General features: G+C 33.8%; 24 protein-coding genes. 15 read left to right on the top strand and 9 right to left on the bottom strand.

What is annotated here, in order from left to right; genetic code table 11:
• Positions 1–24 precede the first annotated feature (24 nt).
• The 14 genes from CGEO_RS07105 to CGEO_RS07040 all read left to right on the top strand — a co-directional run bounded on the left by CGEO_RS07105 (position 25) and on the right by CGEO_RS07040 (position 14,142).
• On the top strand, positions 25–903 hold the full coding sequence (locus CGEO_RS07105) for an NAD(+) kinase (RefSeq protein WP_172658125.1): 879 nt from the start codon (positions 25–27) through the stop codon (positions 901–903).
• Positions 900–2,423 carry an AAA family ATPase gene (locus CGEO_RS07100; RefSeq protein WP_075540565.1) on the top strand — a complete coding sequence of 508 codons (1,524 nt, stop codon included), beginning with the start codon at positions 900–902 and terminating at the stop codon, positions 2,421–2,423. The genes CGEO_RS07105 and CGEO_RS07100 overlap by 4 nt, the downstream gene beginning before the upstream one ends.
• 127 nt (positions 2,424–2,550) lie before the next feature.
• Positions 2,551–3,333 (top strand): TatD family hydrolase, encoded by a 783-nt coding sequence (locus tag CGEO_RS07095; RefSeq protein WP_075494930.1) that lies wholly within the window; start codon positions 2,551–2,553, stop codon positions 3,331–3,333.
• Positions 3,334–3,341: 8 nt separating this feature from the next.
• Positions 3,342–4,565, top strand: a complete 1,224-nt coding sequence (locus CGEO_RS07090) for a lytic transglycosylase domain-containing protein (protein WP_082259002.1) — start codon at positions 3,342–3,344, stop codon at positions 4,563–4,565.
• On the top strand, positions 4,552–5,295 hold the full coding sequence (locus CGEO_RS07085; RefSeq protein ID WP_075540566.1) for a septal ring lytic transglycosylase RlpA family protein: 744 nt from the start codon (positions 4,552–4,554) through the stop codon (positions 5,293–5,295). Before CGEO_RS07090 ends, CGEO_RS07085 begins: the two co-directional genes overlap by 14 nt.
• Before the next feature lies 1 nt (position 5,296).
• The gene (hisB, locus tag CGEO_RS07080; RefSeq protein WP_075540567.1) at positions 5,297–5,869 is read left to right on the top strand and encodes an imidazoleglycerol-phosphate dehydratase HisB; all 573 of its coding nucleotides are present in this window, start codon (positions 5,297–5,299) and stop codon (positions 5,867–5,869) included.
• Positions 5,866–6,354: a KdsC family phosphatase gene (locus CGEO_RS07075; RefSeq protein WP_075540568.1), complete on the top strand. Its 489-nt coding sequence runs from the start codon at positions 5,866–5,868 to the stop codon at positions 6,352–6,354. Before hisB ends, CGEO_RS07075 begins: the two co-directional genes overlap by 4 nt.
• Complete coding sequence (locus CGEO_RS07070) at positions 6,345–6,875, top strand: LptA/OstA family protein (RefSeq protein WP_075494922.1); 531 nt, start codon at positions 6,345–6,347, stop codon at positions 6,873–6,875. The genes CGEO_RS07075 and CGEO_RS07070 overlap by 10 nt, the downstream gene beginning before the upstream one ends.
• A complete protein-coding gene (locus tag CGEO_RS07065) occupies positions 6,845–7,354 on the top strand; it encodes an LptA/OstA family protein (protein ID WP_075494920.1) in 510 nt (169 codons plus the stop codon). Before CGEO_RS07070 ends, CGEO_RS07065 begins: the two co-directional genes overlap by 31 nt.
• Positions 7,351–7,953, top strand: a complete 603-nt coding sequence (yihA, locus tag CGEO_RS07060) for a ribosome biogenesis GTP-binding protein YihA/YsxC (protein WP_075494918.1) — start codon at positions 7,351–7,353, stop codon at positions 7,951–7,953. The genes CGEO_RS07065 and yihA overlap by 4 nt, the downstream gene beginning before the upstream one ends.
• Positions 7,947–8,405: an N-acetyltransferase gene (locus CGEO_RS07055; protein ID WP_075494916.1), complete on the top strand. Its 459-nt coding sequence runs from the start codon at positions 7,947–7,949 to the stop codon at positions 8,403–8,405. Before yihA ends, CGEO_RS07055 begins: the two co-directional genes overlap by 7 nt.
• Positions 8,372–8,860: a hypothetical protein gene (locus CGEO_RS07050; protein WP_242647974.1), complete on the top strand. Its 489-nt coding sequence runs from the start codon at positions 8,372–8,374 to the stop codon at positions 8,858–8,860. Before CGEO_RS07055 ends, CGEO_RS07050 begins: the two co-directional genes overlap by 34 nt.
• A complete protein-coding gene (gene mrdA / locus CGEO_RS07045; protein WP_075494914.1) occupies positions 8,857–10,674 on the top strand; it encodes a penicillin-binding protein 2 in 1,818 nt (605 codons plus the stop codon). The genes CGEO_RS07050 and mrdA overlap by 4 nt, the downstream gene beginning before the upstream one ends.
• 693 nt (positions 10,675–11,367) lie before the next feature.
• Complete coding sequence (locus CGEO_RS07040; protein ID WP_172658124.1) at positions 11,368–14,142, top strand: autotransporter outer membrane beta-barrel domain-containing protein; 2,775 nt, start codon at positions 11,368–11,370, stop codon at positions 14,140–14,142.
• 242 nt (positions 14,143–14,384) lie between these two features.
• On the opposite strand, the gene ybeY is transcribed toward CGEO_RS07040, so the two are convergent.
• Complete coding sequence (ybeY, locus tag CGEO_RS07035) at positions 14,385–14,801, bottom strand: rRNA maturation RNase YbeY (RefSeq protein WP_075540583.1); 417 nt, start codon at positions 14,799–14,801, stop codon at positions 14,385–14,387.
• A gap of 55 nt (positions 14,802–14,856) precedes the next feature.
• On the opposite strand from ybeY, the gene queC reads away from it, so the two are divergent.
• Entirely contained in the window at positions 14,857–15,534 is a 678-nt protein-coding gene (queC, locus tag CGEO_RS07030; RefSeq protein WP_075495301.1) for a 7-cyano-7-deazaguanine synthase QueC, read from the top strand.
• A 952-nt stretch (positions 15,535–16,486) separates the two neighbouring features.
• On the opposite strand, the gene CGEO_RS07025 is transcribed toward queC, so the two are convergent.
• The 8 genes from CGEO_RS07025 to mscL form a co-directional block, all read right to left on the bottom strand.
• Positions 16,487–17,281 carry a cation efflux transmembrane domain-containing protein gene (locus CGEO_RS07025; RefSeq protein WP_075540582.1) on the bottom strand — a complete coding sequence of 265 codons (795 nt, stop codon included), beginning with the start codon at positions 17,279–17,281 and terminating at the stop codon, positions 16,487–16,489.
• 12 nt (positions 17,282–17,293) lie between these two features.
• Positions 17,294–19,129, bottom strand: coding sequence for a primosomal protein N' (locus CGEO_RS07020; RefSeq protein WP_075540581.1), 1,836 nt, complete (start codon positions 19,127–19,129; stop codon positions 17,294–17,296).
• A gap of 23 nt (positions 19,130–19,152) precedes the next feature.
• Positions 19,153–19,623: a type II secretion system protein gene (locus CGEO_RS07015; RefSeq protein WP_082259004.1), complete on the bottom strand. Its 471-nt coding sequence runs from the start codon at positions 19,621–19,623 to the stop codon at positions 19,153–19,155.
• An 83-nt stretch (positions 19,624–19,706) separates the two neighbouring features.
• Positions 19,707–20,174 carry a type II secretion system protein gene (locus CGEO_RS07010; RefSeq protein WP_075531947.1) on the bottom strand — a complete coding sequence of 156 codons (468 nt, stop codon included), beginning with the start codon at positions 20,172–20,174 and terminating at the stop codon, positions 19,707–19,709.
• Positions 20,174–20,992 (bottom strand): phosphatidylserine decarboxylase, encoded by an 819-nt coding sequence (locus CGEO_RS07005; protein WP_075540580.1) that lies wholly within the window; start codon positions 20,990–20,992, stop codon positions 20,174–20,176. Before CGEO_RS07005 ends, CGEO_RS07010 begins: the two co-directional genes overlap by 1 nt.
• Position 20,993: 1 nt before the next feature.
• Complete coding sequence (locus CGEO_RS07000) at positions 20,994–22,109, bottom strand: metallophosphoesterase (RefSeq protein WP_075540579.1); 1,116 nt, start codon at positions 22,107–22,109, stop codon at positions 20,994–20,996.
• Positions 22,106–22,741 carry a Crp/Fnr family transcriptional regulator gene (locus tag CGEO_RS06995; RefSeq protein WP_075540578.1) on the bottom strand — a complete coding sequence of 212 codons (636 nt, stop codon included), beginning with the start codon at positions 22,739–22,741 and terminating at the stop codon, positions 22,106–22,108. The genes CGEO_RS07000 and CGEO_RS06995 overlap by 4 nt, the downstream gene beginning before the upstream one ends.
• Positions 22,738–23,139 carry a large-conductance mechanosensitive channel protein MscL gene (mscL, locus tag CGEO_RS06990; RefSeq protein WP_075540577.1) on the bottom strand — a complete coding sequence of 134 codons (402 nt, stop codon included), beginning with the start codon at positions 23,137–23,139 and terminating at the stop codon, positions 22,738–22,740. Before mscL ends, CGEO_RS06995 begins: the two co-directional genes overlap by 4 nt.
• Between the last annotated feature and the right edge of the window lie 7 nt (positions 23,140–23,146).

Raw genomic sequence — 23,146 nt, 5'->3', positions numbered from 1 at the left:
GCTAATTTTCTATAAAATTAGAGGATGAAAAAAGAAAATATTAATATTCATAAAAATTTAAAAATTATCGGACTTGTTGCAAAAAATGGCGAAAATATAGCTGTTATAGAGGAATTTTTTGCTTCAAGAGGTATTGAAATTTTAGTTGAAAAAAATAGCGCAAAAAAGATAGGCAAAAAGGGCTTTAGATTAGATGAAATTTGCAAAAAGACAAATTTTATAATAAGCCTTGGAGGAGATGGCACATTAATCTCAACTTGCAGGCAAGTAGTTGGCAAAGATGTCTATGTTTTAGGCATTCATGATGGAACGCTTGGGTTTTTAACAGATATTAAAATGAACGATATGCAAAGCTTTTTTACTCAGTTTTTTGCTGGAATTTATGAGATAGAAAGACCTTTAATGCTTGATGTTGTTTTTAAGAAAAATGGCGGCAAAAATATTAAAAGAGTCGCATTTAACGATGTTGTCATCACAAGAAATACAATCTCATCGATGAGCAAAGTCGATACCTATCTAAATGGAAAGTATTTTAACACATACTATGGAGATGGCGTTATAGTAAGCTCTCCAGCTGGCTCAACTGCTTATAATATGAGCGCAAATGGACCGATAATCTATCCTTTAAGTAACGTTTTTTGTATCACTCCGATATGTTCGCATAGTCTAACACAACGCCCGCTCGTGCTTCCAAATGAGCATGAACTAAGTTTTAAAAATGTAGATGAAAACGAAGTTGCTATCGTAATAGATGGGCAAGATGTTTTTGATATGAATAAATTTGATGAGGTTTGTATACATCTTGGAAATACTCACGCGAATTTAATCAGGCATTTAAACAGAGATTATTTTAGCGTTTTAAAAGAAAAACTACACTGGGGACACAACGGAGGCAAGGCTTGATAGAAAGACTTTATATAAAAAAACATATAACATTTGATGAGTGCGAGCTTGAGTTTAAGCCAGGGCTTAGCGTGTTTACTGGAGCTAGTGGAGCTGGAAAATCTGTGCTGATGAGTGCGATTTTAGCTGTGTTTGGGCTAAGTGAAAGTGATGCAAGCGTAATTGAAGCTGATGTTGGGTTTGAGTTTGATATGGGCGAGTTTGGCATAGAAAGCGAAGAGATTAACGCATTTAAAATGGTTAAAGAAAAGAGCGTTCGCTACTTTATAAACAACCAATCAATAGCTAAAAAGAACCTAAATGAGATAGCAAATCAGCATATAAAATACCTAAGTGTGAAAAATGTCGATGAGTTTGCAAACGAAAAATTGCTAAATTTACTTGATATTTTAGCTAGTAAATCAAACCAAAAACATAGTGAGAATTTAAGTAAATTCAAGAGCGTATTTGATGAGTTTACACGCACAAAAAAGGAGCTTGAAAAGATTGAAAAAGATGAAATCAGACTCGAAGAGTTAAAAGAATTTGCTAAATTTGAGATAGATAAAATAGAACAAATTTCGCCAAAAAGTGGCGAATTTGAAGAGCTTATGGAGATAAAAAAACGCCTTAGTAAAGTAGATAAGATAAATGATGCATGGCAAAAAGCTTGGATGATTTTTGAGATTGAGCCAAAGGTGGTTGATGCGCTTAGAATCAGCGAAATCGATAGTAGCTTTTTTGAAGATGCCATGAATGAGTTAAGAGCTAAAAAAGAGGGGCTGAATTTAGACGAGCTTGAAGAGCTTAATGTAGAGAAAATTCTTGATAGAATAGAGGCTTTAAGTTGGCTTGAGAAGCGATATGGTGGTATTGACGAGGCTTTAAAAACTCTTGCTCAAAGAAAAGATGAGTTAAGGCGCTATGAAGATATCGAGTTTGAAAAAAGCAATTTGGAGAAAAAATTTAAAGAGTTTAAAAAAGATGTTGTAAATTTATCAAATTTGATAAGCGATGAGAGAAAAAACGCAAAAGAGAATTTAGAAACGTCTATAAATTTTTATCTAAAAGAGCTTTATATGCGAAACATAAAAGTGATGTTTTTAGAAAAAGATATCGATAAGTCTGGAAAAGATGAGATAGTATTTCAAATCGATGGCACAAATTTAAAAAATTTAAGTTCTGGTGAGCTAAACAGACTTCGTTTAGCCTTTATCGCAAGCAATGCTGATATAGTCGGTTTTGGCGATGGAGTTATCATACTTGATGAGATTGATGCGAATTTAAGCGGAAAAGAGGCGATGAGTATCGCTGATGTACTTGTAAAGATATCGAAATTTTATCAAATTTTTGCCATTTCTCATTTGCCACAGCTTAGCTCAAGAGCAAATTCGCATTTTCTTGTTGTGAAAAATGGTAACACATCATCGGTTCACAATCTAGATGAAAATGAGAAAATAACCGAATTAGCGAGGATGATCAGTGGCGAAGTTATCACTCAAGAAGCTATGGAATTTGCTAAAAAATTGCGAAATTTTTAAAATTTGCTTAAATATAGTCTAATTTAAGTTTTATTATTTTATTTTTTGCTAAAATAGTAAAATGCTATTTTAAGTTATAAAAATTTATTTATTTTTAAGAAAGCATATATCAAATTTAGGTTACTAGATGATTATAGACACCCATTGTCATTTAGATGATGAAAGCTTTAGTAAAGATTTAGAAGAAGTTATCATAAGAGCAAGGGAAAATGGTATCCAAAACATCATAATCCCAGGCGCTGATATGAATGATCTTAAAAAAGCTAGAGAAATTTCATACTCATATGATGATGTATATTTTGCAAGTGGCGTTCATCCATATCACTGCCATGACTTTGATATCTCATATCTAAAACATGTAGCAGAGGATAAAAGATGCGTTGCTATAGGTGAGTGCGGGCTTGATTATTACAGGCTTAAAAGCGACTTTGCCACAAAAGAAGAGCAAGAAGCTGAGAAAAAACTTCAAAAAGAGGTTTTTATAGCCCAGATTAATTTAGCAAAAGAGCTAAAAAAACCGTTGATTGTTCATATAAGAGATGCAAACCAAGATAGTTTTGATATATTAAAACAGCACGCAAACGAGCTAGTTGGCGGAGTTTTACACTGTTATAACTCGAGTGAACTTTTGCTTGAGCTTAAAGATAGTGGGTTTTATTTTGGTATTGGCGGCGTTTTAACTTTTAAAAATGCAAAATCTTTAGTGGAAATTTTACCTAAGATTCCACTTTCAAATTTACTTATCGAAACGGACGCGCCGTATCTTTCGCCAGAACCAAACAGAGGCAAGAGAAATGAGCCTAGTTATACTAAATTTGTCGTTGAGAAAGTAAGTAATTTATTAAATTTAAACATAAGTGAGGTTGAGAAAATCACAACGGATAACGCAAAAAAACTTTTTAAAATTTAAGGAGAAAAATGAAGCTTTTTATAAACTTTATTTTAACAGCTGTTTTTGCAATTTCTTCATTTGCTAGCGGTAGCGATAGTGCTACAAATTTGGTAGTTGAAGAAATTTTGAGAGAATTTAAGATACAAGATACGCAAAAAAACAGAGATGTTATAAATTCGATAAATGATAACATAAAATCAAATGATATATTTGATTTTAAAACTATTATTGAATCCAGACCAGAAAATGTATACATTATAAAAGAAGAGCTTGATAAGATAGATGCGCCAGAGTTTTTGCTATATTTAGCAATGGTTGAATCTGAGTTTTTAAACAGAGCAACTTCTCATAGAAAAGCTGGTGGAATGTGGCAGTTCATGACTGGAACCGCAAAGACTTTTGGGCTAAAAGTTGATAAGCATGTAGATGAAAGAAGAGATCCATTTGCTTCTACTGATACGGCTTTTAAATACATTGATTTTTTAAATAACAAATTTGATGATAAATGGTACGTTTCTTTAATGGCGTATAACTGTGGCGACGGCTGTATGCGAAAGGTCATAAGAAGTGCCAAAACAGATGATTTTAGTTCTATTTTAGCAAACAAACACACTCCACGCGAAACAAGAAATTTCATCAAAAAAATTATAAAATACACAATCATTTCTAAAAGAAGCGACTCAAGAAGAGTTCTTGCTAACTTAAAAACTGATTATAAACTTCAAAAGATTAGGGTAAAAGGCGGAACCGAACTTGCAAGCATAGCAACTAGCATTGGGCTTAGCGCTGATACTATGAAAAAGTATAATCTGCATATAAAAAACAGCAAAGTTCCAAACTACAAAGGCGGATATCATATCTATATCCCAGAAGATAAACTTCAACTTTATGCGCTTAACTACATAGGAAAAGAGATAAGAGGGGCTAGATTTATAAACAAAGACTATAGAACTCACACGGTAGCTAAAAATGATACTTTAAAAAGCATTGCTGATAAATGGGGAGTTAGTGTTGCTGGAATTAAAAGTGAAAATAAGCTAAAAGGTGATAAAATTGCACAAAACCAAAAGCTTAAAATTCCAGTTGAAAGTGACGTTGCATCTGTTGATATGAAAAAATATATTGTAAAAAGTGGCGACACTTTAACGGGGTTGGCTAAAAAATTTGATGTAGATATCAACGAAATCGTTGCTACAAATGATATAAAAAACAGAGAACTAATGGCAGGAGATACGATTGTTATACCATAAAAATGGTCTTTTTATAGCTATACTTGCTATATTTTTTATCTACGGTTGCTCATCAAAAGCACCTATTTCGCAGCCTAGCTATAAAAGCAAAACTCCAGCCACAATGAGACCATATAGTGTAAATGGTAAAACTTACTATCCGACTATGGTTGAGGTAGGAGATACCCAAAAAGGGCTTGCTAGTTGGTATGGACCAAATTTTCATGGTAAAAAAACATCAAATGGCGAAACATATAACATGCACGCTCAAACAGCAGCGCACAAAACATATCCGATGAATACTATGGTAAAAGTTACAAATTTAAATAACGGCGAGAGCGCGGTTGTAAGGATAAATGATCGTGGGCCTTTTGTAAGTGGGCGAGTGATTGACTTATCAAAAAAGGTAGCTTCTGATTTGGGAGTTTTAGCTAAAGGAACGGCTCCGGTTAGGCTTGAGGTTGTTGGATTTGGCGGAAAAGAGATTTCTAAAACAGCTCCTAAAAACCAAAGAGTCTTTGAGGGTGGAAATTTTATGGTTCAAGTCGGTTCATTTAGGCGTTATGAGGGTGCTAGAGTTTATAAATCACAATATCACGGAACAGCAGGATACAGTACGATTATAAAAGAATTTCAGCTGGATGGAAGCCCTATATATAGAGTTTTCTTAACAGGATTTAGAAGCGAAGATGAGGCTAGAGACTTTGCAAAAAGTGGACATATAGATGGCGCATTTATAGTTAGGGAATAAAATGATAGTTAAAAACAGAAAAACAAAAGAGACAGATATCACAGTTGAGTTAGAAATTTATGCAGAAGGTAAATCTAACATAAAAACTGGCATTGGTTTTTTTGACCATATGTTAGAGGCGTTTTCTAAGCACTCTTTGATAAATTTAGATATCAAATGCGATGGAGATTTGCATATAGATGGGCATCACACGGTTGAAGATGTTGGCATTGTTTTAGGAATGGCGTTAAAAGATAGTATTTATCCTTTAGAAAAAGTTGAGCGATATGGAAATAGCGTTGTTGCAATGGATGAAGCGGCGGTTGAGTGTGTGCTTGATCTTTCGAATAGAGCTTTTTTGGTATATGATAGCATTAAAGATGGCATGATAGGCGACTTTGATGTTGAGCTAACGCAAGAGTTTTTTAGAGCTTTAGCCTTTAACGCTGGCATTACTCTTCATATAAATATGCTTAGAGGCGAAAACAAACATCATATAGTTGAAGCAACTTTTAAAGCATTTGCAGTTGCACTTAGAAGAGCTTTAGCTAAAAATGAAAAAATTGGAACTCCTAGCACAAAAGGCATTTTATGATAGATATAATTTTTCTTGATGTTGATGGCTGTATGAGCGATGGTGGGCTTTACCACTCAAATAGTGGCGAAGAGATGAAAAAATTTAATGTAAAAGATGGATTTGCTATCGAGCAATGGTCAAAAATGGGTAAAATCGTAGCCATTATCACAGGGAAAAAATCGCAAATAGTAGAAAAAAGAGGCGCTGAGCTTAGCATAAAGTATGTTTTTCAAGGCGTAAAAGACAAACTTGAAGTCGCAAAAGAAATCCTTAAAAAAGAGGGTTTAGAGCTTTCAAATGCTGCTGCTATAGGTGATGATTATAATGATATGAAGCTTTTGAATGCAGTTGCTTTAAGTTTTAAACCAGCAAATGCAATGCCTCTTGTACAAGCAGACATCACACTTAGTAAAAATGGCGGAGATGGCGCTGTTAGAGAGATGATAGAGATGATAATAGATAAAAATGATATGCGCGAAATTTGGATGCAGAAGTGGTTATAAGAATTTTTTACATCGCGATTGCTATTTTTAGTGTTGCGATGGTTATTTTAAGCGTTCAAACTCCATATTTTAGTGATTTTTTTAAAGAGGACTTAAGCGTTGCAAATATGGAGATGACAAAAATAGAAGATTTTGAAGTCTCAGAAAACAAAATAACAGGAAAATTTAGTTCAGATAGTGGAGTGAGATATAAAGATAGAGATGAATTTAACGGCTTTTTAGGAGAAATTTTAGGTGATGATGTAAATCATACCCTATCTTCAAAAAAGGCTATTAGAAAAAATGATGTTTTAACCTTTTTTGGTGATGCAAAATACAAAAACAGCGATAATTTAAACTATATATCAGATGAAATCATCTACAATACCAAAACAAAAATTGCACAAAGTAATATGCCTTTTGTGATGACACAGTATGAAAATAAGGTTGTTGGTGCAAATTTAAAGTATGATTTAAACAAAAAGCAAACTTTTGCTACAGGAGTTCATGGATGGTTTCAAACAAAAGAAAAAACGGATTAATAATCTTAGCATTAGCCTTTGCACTTGGGACTTCAACGCTTTTAGCAGAGCAAGTTGAGGTAACTGCGGATAACTTTTTTGCCGATGAGGTAAAGCAAGTTAGCGTTTTAACGGGCAACGTGCATGTTAAAAAAGGCGCTTATGATACGCTTGATTCTAACAAACTAACAATATATTTTGATAAAAACAGACAGCCAACAAAATATGTCGCAAGCGATAATGCAAGGTTTAAAATTCTTATCAACAACTCCCATTATAACGGTAAAGGCGACACTCTAACTTACGAGCCATTAGCCCAAACTTACTTGCTTAGCGGCAATGCTTATATAAACGAAGTTGAGACAAAAAGAGAGGTTTTTGGCGATAAGATTACTATAAACCAACTTAGTGGCAAGTATGAAGTTCAAAGCTTTAAAGATGAAAAAAACAAAGAGAAAAAGCCAGCTAAGCTTATTTTTCAAATCGAGGATAAAAAGTGATAAACGCACTTAGTGCAAATTTTATAACATCATCGCCGAATTTAAACAGTTGCGATAATTTCAGTGTGAGCGAAGTGGCGTTTTTGGGGCGTTCAAATGTGGGTAAAAGCAGTTTTATAAACGCACTTGTTGATCAAAAAAACTTAGCAAAAAGTAGCTCAACTCCAGGAAAAACCCAGCTTATAAATTTCTTTGAAGCCAAATTTGGTGGCGAAGATGACTTTAGAACTACTTTGATTTTTGTGGATTTACCGGGATTTGGATATGCAAAAGTTTCAAAAAAAACTCATGAAATTTGGAAAACTTCACTAGATGAGTTTTTAAAAAAAAGAGAAAACATACGTCTTTTTGTCCATCTAATCGACTCAAGGCAGTATGATTTAGATATAGATAAAAATGTCGATGAGTATTTAAAAAGCTTTTTAAGGCCAGATCAAAAGATTTTAAATTTCTACACAAAAAGCGATAAACTAAATCAAAGCGATAGATCAAAGGTGCTTAAATTTGATAAAGATGCTAAATTTGTATCAACTTTGAAAAAAACAGGGATAAAAGAGGCTAGAGAACTTATAGTAAATGGAGCTTTGGGTCTATGCTAGAGTTTAGAAAGGCGAGTTTAAAAGATATCGCTTCCATGCAAGAGCTTGTTAAACTTGAGGTTGAAAAGGGCGTTATACTACCACGAAGCAATGATGAAGTCGCTACTAGTATCCGTTCATATACGCTTGCTATTTTAGATGGTGAGTTGGTTGGCTACTCTGCTTTATATATTTATTCTGTTGAATTGGCTGAGATTAGAAGTTTGATTATAAAAGATGGTTTGCGTGGCAAAGGCATTGGAAAAGGGTTGGTTAAAGAGCTTTTAAAAGAGGCATTAGAATTTGATATCAAAAAGGCTTTTGCACTAACTTATCAAAAGGCTTTTTTTGAAAGCATCGGGTTTAAGGAAATCTCAAAAGAGGAACTTCCTTATCAAAAAATTTGGGCAGATTGTATCAAATGCAAACATTTTCCAGTATGCAACGAAATCGCAATGATATATACTTTCTAAAAAATGCGATGTTTGTTATCTTGATAGTGAGTTATCAAGTTATAGCATCGCTTTTTCAGAGTATACCGCCACTTATCGGGCTGTTTTTTGCCTATGTTGTTATTCTAAACTACGAAAAAGAGCGCAACTACAAGGATTTTACGCATCATTGGTATCAAAGCATCGCATATCTTTTTTTAGCAGAACAAGTTCATGGTTTTGAGCTTTTTTCTGTGGCGATAACTTTTGGGATTTTTTACTACTTTGTTTTTGACTATCTTTTAACATCACTTAAATTTAGGAATTTGCTATTAGTTATTTTAGTTTGCGTTGGATATATAGGCACTTTTTTAGTAAGCAACCTTATATCATATATGAAAAATTCGCCAAAGCTAGAGCTAAGCTATGAGTATGGATTTTACATTTTAGTTGAGTCTGCGATAGCATTTTTACTTTTTAGGGGGCGAATTTTATGAGGCTTCGTTTGGCGTTTTGCGCTGTAGTTTTAGTGTGGATAGTGCTTCTTGTGCGGATTTATTACCTAAGTATCAAATCAAACGAATACTACGCCGAAATAGCTGAAGACAATGTCGTAAGAACAAAGCTTATAGCTCCAACTCGTGGGCAAATTCTAGACTCAAAAGGTCGCCCTATAGCTATAAACAGACTTGGCTTTTCTATATCGCTTGCCCCACATCTAAAACAAGATGTAAGAATGGTTGAGATAGAAAAAATCGTATCGATTTTCCCAGATCAAAACGCTACTTTACTAGAAAAAGAGTATAAAAAACAAAACTCTCCATACAATCAAGACTTTATACAAATAGTCGATTTTATAGACTACGACACGGTTTTACCACACTTTGCAGAGCTAAATTTAAGACCAAATTTAAAGCTTGATTCATCATCAAAAAGGCACTATCCATATAACTTTTTAGCATCTCACATCATCGGCTATGTTGGGCGCTCAACAACAAAAGATATGGAAAAAGACTCACTAGCAAAACTTACAAACTATGTTGGAAGAAGTGGAGTTGAGGCGTTTTATAATAACGTTCTTCAAGGAAGTAGTGGCGTTAGAAAGACTAAAGTTACGGCACTTAATCAGGTTGTAGAAGAAATTTTATATGAAAAACCAAAAAGCCAAGATATAGCACTTAATATCGATATGGAGCTTCAGCAGTTTTTAAAAGATACCTTTGGCGATGCAGCAGGAGCGGCTGTTGTGATGGATGTAAACACAGGAGCGATAATCGCGGCTGGAAGTTTTCCAGAGTATAACTTAAACCCATTTGTTACAGGGATTACTCAAAAAGAGTGGGATGGGCTTATACAGGATTTAAAACACCCATTTACTAACAAACTTGTAAATGGACTTTATCCGCCAGGTTCAGTTATAAAAATGGGCGTTGGAATGTCGTTTTTAAATAGTGGCAAAATAGGCAGAGAAAAGACATACTTTTGTGGCGGATATATCGAGCTTGGAAAGCGTAAATTTAGATGTTGGAAGGCTAGCGGACATGGAAATATGAACCTAAATGACGCTATTAGAGAGAGTTGCGATGTATATTTTTACGAGGGTAGTTTAGAAGTTGGGATTGATTTTATAGCGCAAAATTTAGAAAGGTATGGTTTTGGTAAAAAAACCGGAGTTGATTTGCCAAATGAATTCGTAGGAACTGTGCCTAGTAAAGCGTGGAAAATGGAGAAATATAACCAGCAGTGGTTTATGGGAGAAACTGTAAATGCCTCCATCGGGCAGGGGTATTTTTTAACCACGCCTATGCAAGTCGCTAAATACACAGCCGAAATAGCAAGTGGCAAGGGGCTTACGCCGCATTTTTTAAAAAGTATAGATGGAAAAGATGTCGAGTTTAAGCCAACAGAGCTTTTCACGCCTTTTGAAAAAGAGCAATTGCCATATATCAGAAAAGCGATGTATGAGGTGGCAAACCATCCAAAAGGCACTGTTTATAGGCTTTTAAAAGATAACATCGTGCCAATTGCAGCTAAGACTGGAACCGCGCAAGTTATTAGTATACCACAAAGTGAAATCGTTCGGATGAAAGAAAAGGATATGGAGTATTTTCACCGTTCGCACGCGTGGATGACTACATATGGACCTTATGATAACCCACAATACGCCGTTACTGTCATGGTCGAGCATGGTGGCGGGGGTGGAAGCGCTGGTGGACCAATTATCAAAAAAATTTATAAAAAGTTAGTTGAAATGGGATATATAAAGCTTCCAGAAGTGGTGGAAAAAACGGTTAAAAAGGGCAAAAAGTAGACTAAATTTGCTTTTTTGATACTTTGAGTTTTTTAACTTTAGCTTTGGTTGGCTTGTTGATTTGGTTAAATTTAGACTATTTGTTCGACATATCTATGTAAATTTACAACGACTTTAAAAATTTGCTTTAGATTTAAAACAATGGTTCGTTAAATTTATTCTCCTGCAACGACATTCTAAAATAATTTTTTTATATTTTTATGCTAATTTATCTAAATTTACTTTATAGAAGAGATAAAATTTACTTAAAAATTTTAAATTTATAAGCAACTTTAGTTAAAATTTCTTTTAAATTTAGCCAAAATTTAGCTCTAAATTTAGCTAATCTTATAAAAATATTTTTTAGACCAATTTTATTAAGTATATAAATAAATATTTGACTATTTTATAAAGTAACATTTAGCATTAAATTTTTAACGCAATCAAATTGATTATAAAATGCAAAAAGTCGCTTAGCGCGCTATAAAGCTAGCGTGTCAAAGTATAAATTTATAAGCTAAAAACATCATAGCAAAGCTATTTTTATAAATTTAAATAAATTTACACTTTTAATTTTATCTCTACGACTATACTAAAATGCTATTTTTATAAATTTAGATAATTTTTCTTTAGATTTTTATTTGTAATTTATATTGTATTAGATAGAATAACACAAAGCAAATGTATCATAATAACCTTATAAAGGAGTTGATAATGTCACATCAGCCAAACACACGCTTGCTTGATAAACTCAACCATGCGAATTCTCACAAGAGTCACAAAAACTCGTTTAAAAATTTAGTTGGCATTAGCCTTATAACCTGTGTTGTTTTATTCGGTGCTTCTAGCTTAAATGCCGATGAGGTTACTTGGAATGATGAATCAGACAAAAGTAAGCTTGAGTCATATGGTGGTTTTCAGCCGATGCTAGCTCCTATAGGAACGCAGTATGGTACTGCTAGTCTTAGTGGAAATGTTGTAAATATAGAAAACACTCCTGGCATAAATGATCTTGGAAATATATTTGTCTATGGTGTACATCATGATACAAAAGAAGTTTCTGGAAATACTGTAAATATAAAAAATGGCAAGATAACAAGAGATGTTACTGGTGGAAATAGTTATTTTTATGATTTGCTTAATAAAACTATTACTGGCAATATAGCTTCAAAAAATACTGTAAACATAACTGGTGGTGAGATAGATAACTCGGCTACCATAGTAGGTGGTAAAGGAAAAATTGGCGCTAACGGAAACATTATAACTATAACTGCCGGAAGTATGCTTAGTGGCACTATACGTGGTGGCGTTAGTGATAGTGGAGAAGTTACGGCTAATCAAGTAAGTGTTTCTCAAGAAGATGGTAAAACAACAATTATACAAGCTGATATTTATGGTGGCTCTGCTGCTAACGTAAGTGATGGTGAAATAGCTAATGTTACAGGCAACGAAGTGTATATAACTAGCGGAACGATAATCAACGATTATATATCTGGTGGTCAAAGTGTTAATGGAATTTCTAGCGAAAATAAAGTCTATATATCTGGTGGAAACATATCCCCAAAACGCGATAATAGCGCCATATATGGTGGAGAAAGTTCAGCCTCTTCTGCTACATTAAACGAAGTGTATATAACTGGTGGAGCTATAGAAACTAAAGATGGAATTTACGGTGGTGTCGCTAGTGGTAATGATAGTGCTATGATTAGAAATGCTAGTGACAACAAGGTTGTCATCTCTGGCGATACAACAAAAGTAGTTGGTAATATTTATGGTGGAGTTAACTATGGTTATGGTTCTGATGATGCCGAAGAAGTTTCTAGAAATATAATTGAGATAACTAATGGAACAGTAGAAGGCGCAATTTATGGTGGAAGCAGTTGGTATTCGAAAGTTAATAACAATGTAGTTAAAATAACAGGTGGTAGCATAATAGCCAAAGATGGAATTTATGCTGGTAGCAGTTATGGTATAGTCGAAAAAAACACAGTTGAGATAGAAGGTGGAACTATAAGTGGCGATATCGTTGGCGGATATATTGTGTCCTCTTCTGCAGGTCAAGCCACCTCAAACACAGTTACCATTAAAGGTAATCCAAATTTAGCTAACTCAACTATCTATGGTGGATATAATGGTTATTATTCAAACGATACAGCCTTTGATAACTTTGTTAAAGGTAATACATTAAATTTATACTCTAAAGGCTTAAATGCAAAAAACATAGCTAACTTTGAAAACATAAATTTCTATCTACCAGCTGACTTTAAGCATAATGATACAGTTTTAACTCTACACGATACAAAAGATACAGATATATCAAAAGCTAAAGTTGCAGTAGGAGTAATAGATGGTAAAGCGCCTAAACTTGAAGTAAATGAAAGAGTAAATTTACTGCACTCACTAAATGCTAAAGTAATTCACCCAACTGATATGAGTAATCACGTAAGCCTTATGCAAGGAGTTTCTAAAGAGTATACTTTAGAGCTAAAAAATGATGAAGAAAAATACCTCTATGCCTTAGTTACAAAAGTACCCAAAAAACCAGTCACTCCAGAAGAACCAGCTTATAAAGAAAATCCAGGAGTAAAATCTTTCTTAGAAGCTGAGCTTAGCACTGCTTCGTTGTTAAATCAAGGAGTTGATTTAACAAGTAGCGATGGTATAAAAGCTATGAGAACTTCATATGATGAGCAGTATGGTTTGGGTGTATTTTCAGTAATTGGAGGAAGTGATATAAGATATAAAACAGGCTCATATGTAGATATAAAAGGCTTTAACTTTGCAGCTGGTGTATCAAATAGTGTGTTGGATAACTCTTTAGTATATGGTCTGTTTTTTGAGTACGGAAAAGGCGAGTATGATAGCTTTAACTCATTTGCAAACTCAAGTGTTGTAAGAGGAAGTGGAGATACTAAATACTACGGTTTGGCATTTGCTTTAGAAAAAGAGCTAGAAGATAGATTTTACATAGATGCAAGCGTAAGAGCTGGTAGAAGCAAGAGCGATTATAAAAGCAATGACTTTAATGGCTTAGCTAGTTTTGATATAAGTAGAAACTACTATGGAGCACATATTGGAGTTGGTAAGATAGTAGAGCTAAATTCGGTTTCAAATTTAAACTTATACACTAAGCTACTTTACTCAAGATTAGAGGGAAAAGATGTTGATATAAGAGGAGATAAATTTAGCTTTAATGCGATTGATTCGATACGAACAAAGCTTGGAGCTAGATATGAGTATCTAATAAACAATGGCTTTGATATATACACTGGCGTAGCGTGGGAAAAAGAGTATGATGGTGAGGCCAAAGGTTTTAACCATGCAACAAACAAAAGCATAGACGCGCCAAAACTAAAAGGTGATAGTGCTGTGCTAGAACTTGGAAGCAACTACCAAACTAATAGCTTTAACATAGGCACAAACCTTCAAGGATATCTTGGAGATAAAGAAGGAATTAGTGGTGGTGTTAAGGTGGAGTATAAGTTTTAAGAGCTAAAAAGAGTATGGGTTTATAACTCATATTTTTATAAATTTAGGCTTTAAATTTTAGCGCTAATCGAACTTTTAAGAGTTTCAAATTTGCTAAATTTAAAGCCTATAAATTTTGGTTTTAGTATTTGATAAAGTTAATCCACTTTTTATAAGTTTGTTTACTTGATAAATTTATTTTATTTTTAAATTTGATTTAGAGATAAATTTGGCTTTTAATTACTGTGATTAAAGCGCAAAGTTTAGCTAAAATCGCTATCGCATGTCCTAACTATCAAACTTTTTGGAAGGTTAAATTTAGCTATAACTTCGCTCTCTTTATCTCTCATCTCTCCATTGTCTATTTCATGATCAAATCCTAGTATATGAAGCAGTCCGTGAATAAACAAAAGTGCGATTTCAGCGTCTTTTGAGTGTGAAAACTCATCAGCTTTTTGCTGCGCTAAGTCTAAATTTATAACGATTGAGCCGATTGGAAAGTGCGCCATTTTTTCAAATGGAAAGCTAAGCACATCAGTAGTCTTATCAAGCCCACGCTCATTTTTATTTATAGCTTGCATATCAACAGAATTAACAAACACAAGCTCAACTTCATCGCCACTTAAAAAGCTTGCAATTTCATCTAAAATAGCTGGATAATCACTCTCACAACTTATCAAATTTAGCCCTTTGTATGTAAATTTTGGTAAAATTATAGCAAAAAAAGGATGAAATTTGAAAAAAGCAGTTTGTGTTATAAGTGGCGGAATGGACAGCACGCTTTGTGCGTATATAGCAAAAAACGAGGGTTATGAGATAGTTGCGCTTCATTTTGATTATAACCAGCGAACAATGGAAAAAGAGCGAGAAAGTTTTTATAAAATTTGTGATAAGTTAGGCGTAAAAACAAGGCTTGTGCTTGATGTTAGCTTTATCTCGCAAATCGGAGCAAACGCGCTAACTGACAAAACTCTTGAAGTACCAAAAGATGGGCTTGGCGCTGAAGTTCCTATCACATATGTGCCTTTTAGAAATGGGATTTTTTTAAGCATCGCAGCAGCATTAGCCGAAAAAGAGGGGTGTGAGGCTATATTTATCGGTGTGGTTGAAGAAGACAGTAGCGGATATCCAGACTGTAGCGAGAGCTTTATAAAATCGATGCAAGAGAGTATAAATTTAGGCAGAGCAACAAAGGTAAAATCACAAATCAAAATGCCACTTGTTCATCTTAGCAAAGCACAAATCGTAGAAAAAGCCCTAAATTTAGGCGTTGCGCTTGAGCTAACTTGGAGTTGTTATGAAAACAGCGATGAGGCGTGTGGAGTTTGTGATAGTTGCAGACTTAGGCTAAATGGCTTTAAACAGGCTGGATTTAAGGATAAAATTCCATATAAAAATTGCAATAAAAACTAAATAATATAAAATTTTAAAATATTTGTTGCGATAAATTTATAATTCTTATTATGATAAATTTGGATTTGTTATAGAACTCTTAAATTTAACTTTGTTTAAATGGTTTTGGTACATTTGTATGATTTTGGCTTAGCTGTATTTTAAAATTTAGTCGCGTTTTTAGTCGTGCGCTTGTTTGATTTTTGGAATTATACATTTTAAAATTTGTAGTTATGATTTTTTTGTGGCGTAGGGCTTATTTATGGCTTTTTAAGGTGTTGATATTTGCATTATTTGGATAAATTTAGCCAGTGCTGATGATAGTTTTAAAACTGCTTTTAAGCTTTGAGTTTGGTTTTTAAGTTAAGCGACTTTGCAGCTTTACGTGGAATATAGCTGTTTTATATCTTTTTAAACATTGAGAATTTTTGAGATTTTGACTAATGACAATGACTTTAAAAGTGCTTTAAGCTTGATACCTTTTTAAATTTAGCCATATTTTATTTTTATGCTAATGAATTTAGTTTAAAACCGACTTTAAAAATTTTAAACGTTATATTTTTTCTGTTTCAAAGCACAGTATTTGTGCGAATTTGTAACTTTTCAAAGCTATTAAAAAGTTATGATAACTTTTGCATAAACATTTTAGATATAGCAAAATACTGCGCGCAGCATGTAGGTTTAAAAATTTACTATTTTAAAAGAAAAATTTAGCGATATTAAAAAATGCAGATACTAAAAATAATATCTTTTTAAAATGTCATAGCAAATGCAACTTTACAAAATGTTTTAAAAATTCATATGTGCAAAATAGCCTTTCAAAAGCGCTAGTTTCTCTAAATTTAACTTCCATTTTTCGCGCCTAAAATCGCGTCGTATCTGCTTAAATTTCAAAAACTTAGCATGAAATTTAGCTTTTAAAGCACTTTAAAAATATTTTAAGCTAGCTCTAAATTCCTTTAAATTTATCCAGCTATTTGGCTAAATTTAGTATTTTTATCGCACCTTTTAACACGATGATAAAGACAATCGCGCCGATAAGCAAGTCTGGAATCTTTGAAGATGTGATAAAAACTAAAATCCCAGCCAAGATAACGCCTAAGTTGATAACGATATCATTTGATGTGAAAATTTGGCTAGCTTTGATGTGTGCTCCATCGCTTTGGCTTTGATTTAGCAGTTTTAAACAGATGAAATTTCCAACCAGCGCAAGTGCAGAAATGCTAACCATAAGTGTAAAATTTGGCAACTCTATCTCATAAAAAACTCGCCTTAAAACCTCTAAAAAGCCAATTCCGGCTAAAAGCAGTTGAAATACTCCAGCTATTTTGGCTACTTGTTTTTTAACAAAATCGCTCTTAAAAACCGCATATAAGCTGATAGCATAAACAAAGCTATCTGAGAGCATATCAAGGCTATCAGCAACCAAACCCATAGAATCAGCCAAAAAACCAAAGCCAAATTCGATGATAAAAAAGGCAAAATTTATAGCCAAAACTACCCAAAGCAAACGCCTGTCTTTTGCCTCATCATCTACGCGCAGCGTTTCTTTAAACTCGCTAGTTTGTAAAAGTGATGAGTCAAGTTTAAGCTCATCAAGTGCTGATAAGAGCGCATTTGCGTCGCATTCATGCACGACTTCTAATTCTCTTGTGCCAAAGTTAGCGCTGATTTGCAACACGCCTTCAATCTTGCTAAATTTCATTCGTATTAACCGCTCTTCGCACGGACAATCCATCTTTTTAACTTTAAAAACTGTTTTTTTCATTTTTCTCCAAATTTAACTAAAATTTATCGCATCTACATCGACTTCAGCATTTGCGATATTAGCACAAGCTCTAGCAGCTTGAATAATGGGCTTGTGTGAATCAGCGCGCACAAGAATTTCATAGCGATATTTTGATGCGATATACTCTATGGTTGCTCGCCCATAGCCGATGATTTCGATGTTTGCGACATTTTTTAAATTTAGCAAACAGCTATCCATAGAGTTTTTTGCCGTTTCTGCATTTTTATGCGAGATAAGAACCCTCAAAAGCCGTTTATAAGGCGGATAAAGCCCATCTCTAAACTCATCTTCATCGTTTAAAAATTTATCATAGTCGCTGATATAATTTTTAAAAAATTCCTCTTGTTTAGTTTGGAGTAGCACTCTTCCAACCCCAGCACGCCCAGCACGCCCAGCTATTTGTATAGCAAGGGCGAGAGTTTTTTCTCTAGCTCTAAAATCAGCGTAGCTTAAATTCTCATCAATGCCCATGATAACGGCAAGTTCGACATTGTGATAGTCGTGTCCTTTGCTAAGCATTTGAGTGCCGACTAAGATATCGATTTTTTGCTCGTTAAAATCTTTTAGTAAATTTACAAGTTTTTTTTGTGTAGTTATCTCATCACGGTCAAATTTAGCGATATTTGCGGTTGGAAACAGCGCTCTAAGTTCATCTAAAACTTCGCTTGTTCCCATTCTTTTAGCTTCTAAAATTTCACTTCCACACTTAGCGCAAGTTACTTTTGCGTAGGTGCTAAATCCACAGTAATGGCACTTAAGAGCATTTTTGTCTTTATGAAAACTCATACCAACGCTACAAAACGGACAAGTTACGATGGCGCTACATTTTAAGCAGATCATATACTTAAAATTTGCTCTTGTTGGCAAAAATACGATGGCTTGTTTGCCTTTTTCAAGGGTTGTTTTTAGCTCATTTTTGATTTTACTTGTGATTTTTGTTTCTGAAATATCATATAAAAAGCTCTTTTGGCTTTGAAAAAATGTCTCATTTAAGCGAAAAGTTGGCTGCTTTTTATATGTCGTAAGAGATGGCGTTGCTGAGCCAAGAACGACTTTTATATCAAGCTTTGATGAGAGAAAAAGCGCTAAATCACGTGCATTATAGCGTGGTTTGTGGGCTGATTTGTAGCTATCATCATGCTCTTCATCGACTATGATAATGCCTAAATTAACAAATGGTAAAAACAGCGCCGAACGCGCTCCTGCTATAAGTTTTATCTCACCATTTTGAAATTTTTCTAAGATTTGAGTCTTTTTTTTAGGAGTTATTTTGGAGTGCCAAATCCCAATATGACTTCCAAAATACTCCTCCAAGCGCTTTTGCATCTGTGGAGTTAGTGAGATTTCTGGCATTAAAAAAAGCGCTTGTTTGCCTTGATTTAGTGTCTTTGTAATAAGCTTTATATAAATTTCACTCTTGCCACTTCCCGTATCGCCAAAAAGTAGCGATGAGTTATGTGTATTAGCAAACTCGTAAGCTTCTTGTTGTTTTTGGCTTAAATTTGGCTCTTTTGTAAACTCGATTTGTTTGAATTTGGGTTCAACCAGCGGCTCGAAAATCCCAAAAGCAACACCGATTTCACAAACGTAGTAGTATGAGATAAATTTAGCTAGCTCGATTTGTATGAATGAAAATTTAGAATTTAAAATCTCTTCTATCTCTTTTGTAATAAAGTTTGTTTTTTCAACTTTTTCTAATACAACTGCTGTTTTTAAAGAGGTTTTAAGCAAGACTTTTACAAGGCAATAAGGCGCGATATCATTGTTTGATGAGTAAGTAAGCGGTTTTAAAGATGAGCTTAAAACCGCAACTTTATAATAAAACATTAAAAAATATACTTGCTATAACGCTATTCACTTAGCATTTTGCATACAGATTCTGCTGGTGGGCATGAAAACGTTCCAGCCGGAGTTGTTACGGTGTCTGGTTTGCCATTTTCACCCTTTTTTACTACACCTTTTTGGTAATAAGTAAAGTTTGTACATTTTCCAGCTACGCAAACTTCAAAAGTTGGTTGATCGGCTGTTCCCGAAGTTTTCTTCCAGCCATTTCTGGCATCGCCTTTGAATTTTATAGGAGATTGTAAAACTTCTGAAAAACCACCAGTTAGAACTGGCCAATTAGGATTTCCACTCATTAAATTTTGTTGTCTTTGCAAAGCTATACCGCTTCTTATAGCTGCTATATCAGCTCTTAGTTTTGAAACAGTTGCATCATCTCTTGTAACTACAAGTTTAGGTATGGCAACACCAGCTAAAATCCCCAAAACAACTATAACGAAAACCAACTCTATCATCGTAAAAGCAGATTTTAATCTCATAACACATCCTTTTTTGAAATACTTCTATACACTTATAAAAGTTTTGTATATTTTACAATTATTCTAGTAAAAAAGATATAAATTTAATGCGCCAAAGGCTTTCCAAGAAGAATATATCTTCCTTGTTTGATATAGTTTGATACCATAGGCGATTCTTGAACTCTTTTACAAAATGCATTATTTTGATTTATCGCGATAAGTTCAGCAGTGCCACCTCTTATGAGATTATCTTTTTCATCTTTTATATCATCATTATAAATTTTAATCTTCAAGCACCCAACACCACGAGTTGGAAGCGTAGCACTAAAATCGCCATCATCAACGACTTGAACTAAGGTCATAGATGAAATTTTTGGATTATATCCATTTTGCGATAGATAATAACCTGATAAATCACTTAGTAAAACTGATAAATTCTTAGCATAAGCAGCGATTTGCGCATCATCTCTAGTAGCTGCTAAACGTGGGATTGCAAATGCTGCTAAAATCCCAAGGATAAGTATAACAAATATAAGCTCGACCATTGTAAATCCGTGTTTTAACCCTTTCATCACAAATCCTCATTTTCTAAATTTATTTTTCCTATGATATCGCCAAATTTAACTTTTTGCTCACTTGTTAGCTCAAATTCCAAAGCACCGTTTTGAGCTAGTAAAACTATAGTTGAGCCAAGTTCGAAATTTCCGATATGCTCACCTTTTTTAATATACAGATTCTCATACTCGTAAAACTGCGTGTAGCTTGCGTTTGCGTTTGTTTGTATACGGTTATCAAAGTCAAATTTCATCTTTCCTACATTTAGCGCTCCAACAAAAACAAGCCAGAGAATTTTGCCATTTTCTAGCCTTGTTTTTAGCACGACTCGCTCGTTTTTACAGTATAAATTCGGCACTTTTATAAGCCATTTTTTAGCCACGCTATAAAGCTTTGCAGGAACATAAAATGCACTTAAAATCTCCAAATCACAAGGTGCGTGATAGTGATGATAATCGCTTGGCGAAAGATAGATATTTGTATAAATAATCTCGCCTTTTAGCTCATCTTTACTAGCGCTCATTCCAAGAAGTCTATCTATACTATAGTTATGGTTTTTTACACAAAGCGCTTTTAGACTATCGCTTTTGCCAACTTCAAAGATAAGCCCATCGCTTGGGCTTATAAGTGTATTTTTTTGACTTGAAAAATCTCTAGGTTTTACAAAAGTCCTTGTAAAAAGAGCGTTTAAACTCTTATAACTACTAGCATCATCAAACTCGCTCATATCGATTTTAAACGCTTTAATGTAGCGTTTGTTTATAAAAGTTTGAAGCTTTTTTGGGAATTTGATGTTTGCGATAAGTCCAAAAATTTGCGATATTAAATTTGTCATTTTATCCTCTTTTTAATTTTAAAAGTGTGATTTCAGATGGTGCGAAAACTCTAGCTTGCGGACCCCAAAATCCAGTGCCACTGCTTACATAAATTTGCTTTACGCCATCGTTATAAAGCCCAGCTACATAGGTTTGATCAAGTCTTACTAAAAAAGAAAATGGGAAAATTTGCCCGCCGTGAGTATGCCCACAAAGCGCTAAGTCAATCTCATCTTTTACATTTTGAACTACGTATTTTGGTTGATGGGACATTAAAACCGTTGGCAAGCTTTCATCTTTTCCACTAAGCGCTTTTTTCAAATCAGGCTCTAAGTAGCCAAATTTAAACCCGCTGATATCATTAACTCCTGCTAAATTTATACCTTCAAATTTAACATTCTCATTTGCTAAAACTCTCACGCCGTAGCTTCTTAAAGCTTGCATAAGCTCATTTGCACCGTTGTAATACTCGTGATTTCCAAGTGTAAAAAAGGCTGGAATTTTTAACTTTTTTAGCGGTTCTAAAACATCTTTTAGCTCATATGATTTTAAATCAAGCATATCGCCAACGATTAAAAGTGCCTTAGTATCAAGCGTGTTTACTTTATCTATGATAAATTCCAAAAAATCTTTGTTTAAAAACTCACCAAGATGAACATCTGCAATCATGGCTAAATTTAGCTCATTTGGCAAGTTTTTAAGCTTGATTTCTACCTCTTTAACGGCAGGTTTTTTAAGTCCATTATAAAATCCAGTCCCAACATATAAAGTACTAGCTGCTACAAATGCAGAATCTATGCTAAATTTAGCAAATTTTCTTCTTTTTTCACTAAATTTTATCTTACTGGTAAAAAAACTTATCAAGTCAAAAAGTATGCATATAGCAAAAAGCATAAAAGTAACTGCTATCGTAGCGACTGAAATTTGATATAAAATTCCATCTAAATAGTTAAATCTAAGTGAAAAAAAGTAAAGAATTTCAAGCATGGTTAAAAGAGTAAAAATTAGCCAAAAAATCGGCTTTAAAAAGAGAAAATTTCGCTCTTTTATAAAGCGATTTTGAAGCGATTTTAGAACATAAAGGTTTATAAACAAAAAAATCAAGCTTGCAACGATGGGGAAATAATACATCTTCATATGACAAAAAACTCTTTTAATCTCTCATTAACTCCGATAATCTCGCCATTTTTATCATATTTGAAAAGATTATCTTGCCTAAATTTAGCCAAAGTTCTTGAAAGCGTTTCTGGCGCGACATTTAGTATCGCTGCTACTTGAGACTGTTTTAACGTTTTAAAAAGTTCTAAATTTTCATATACAAATTTAGCTATCTTTCCGTCTGCATCAAGAACTATCTCACGGACAAAAACATCGTTCATAACTTTTAGTTTTTTAGCTAAAGATTTTAAAAACTCAAGCGAAATTTCAGGTCTAGATAAAAAAAGCTCTTTAAATTTAGCATAATCTATCCTTAAAATCTCACTATTTGACGTAAAATACGAACTAGCAGGATAGGGAATATCTTCAAAATTCGCTAACTCGGCTATAAAATTTATGGGGCGAATTTCGTGCATAAAGACATTTTTGCCTTTTGGCGAACTTTTATAAATTCCAATTGTCCCTTTTAGAAGGATATTTAGCCATTTTGACTCCTCTCCTTCTAAAAATAGAACTTCGCCTTTTTTATACTTTTTAAATATACTTATATCGTTTAATTTTTTGCAACTTTCATCATCTAAGCTGCTAAAAAAAGGAATTTGTTTTATCATTTATTTTTTAAAAGATCTCTAATCTCTGTTAAAAGCACAACATCTTCAGCTGGTGCTGCTGGTGCTTCTGGCACTTTTGGCTCTTCTCTTTTTAGTTTATTTATACCTTTAATAACGATAAATATACAAAATGCGATGATTAAAAAATCAACTATAGTTTGGATAAAAGTTCCATAGTTTATAGTCACAGCAGCAGCTTCGCCAACGGCATCCTTAAGTGTGATTTTAAGATCTGTAAAGTCCACGCCACCAGTTAAAACTCCAACAACTGGCATAATCACATCGCCAACAAGTGAGCTTACAATTTTACCAAAAGCTCCGCCTATAACAACACCAACTGCCATATCCATGACATTGCCACGCATAGCGAATTCTTTAAATTCCTTAACAAAACTCATAAATTCT

Origin of the sequence: Campylobacter geochelonis (assembly GCF_013201685.1) — a bacterium.
In the GTDB taxonomy this organism is placed as follows: Bacteria; Campylobacterota; Campylobacteria; order Campylobacterales; family Campylobacteraceae; genus Campylobacter_B; species Campylobacter_B geochelonis.
This window is presented reverse-complemented; position numbering and strand designations above follow the sequence as displayed.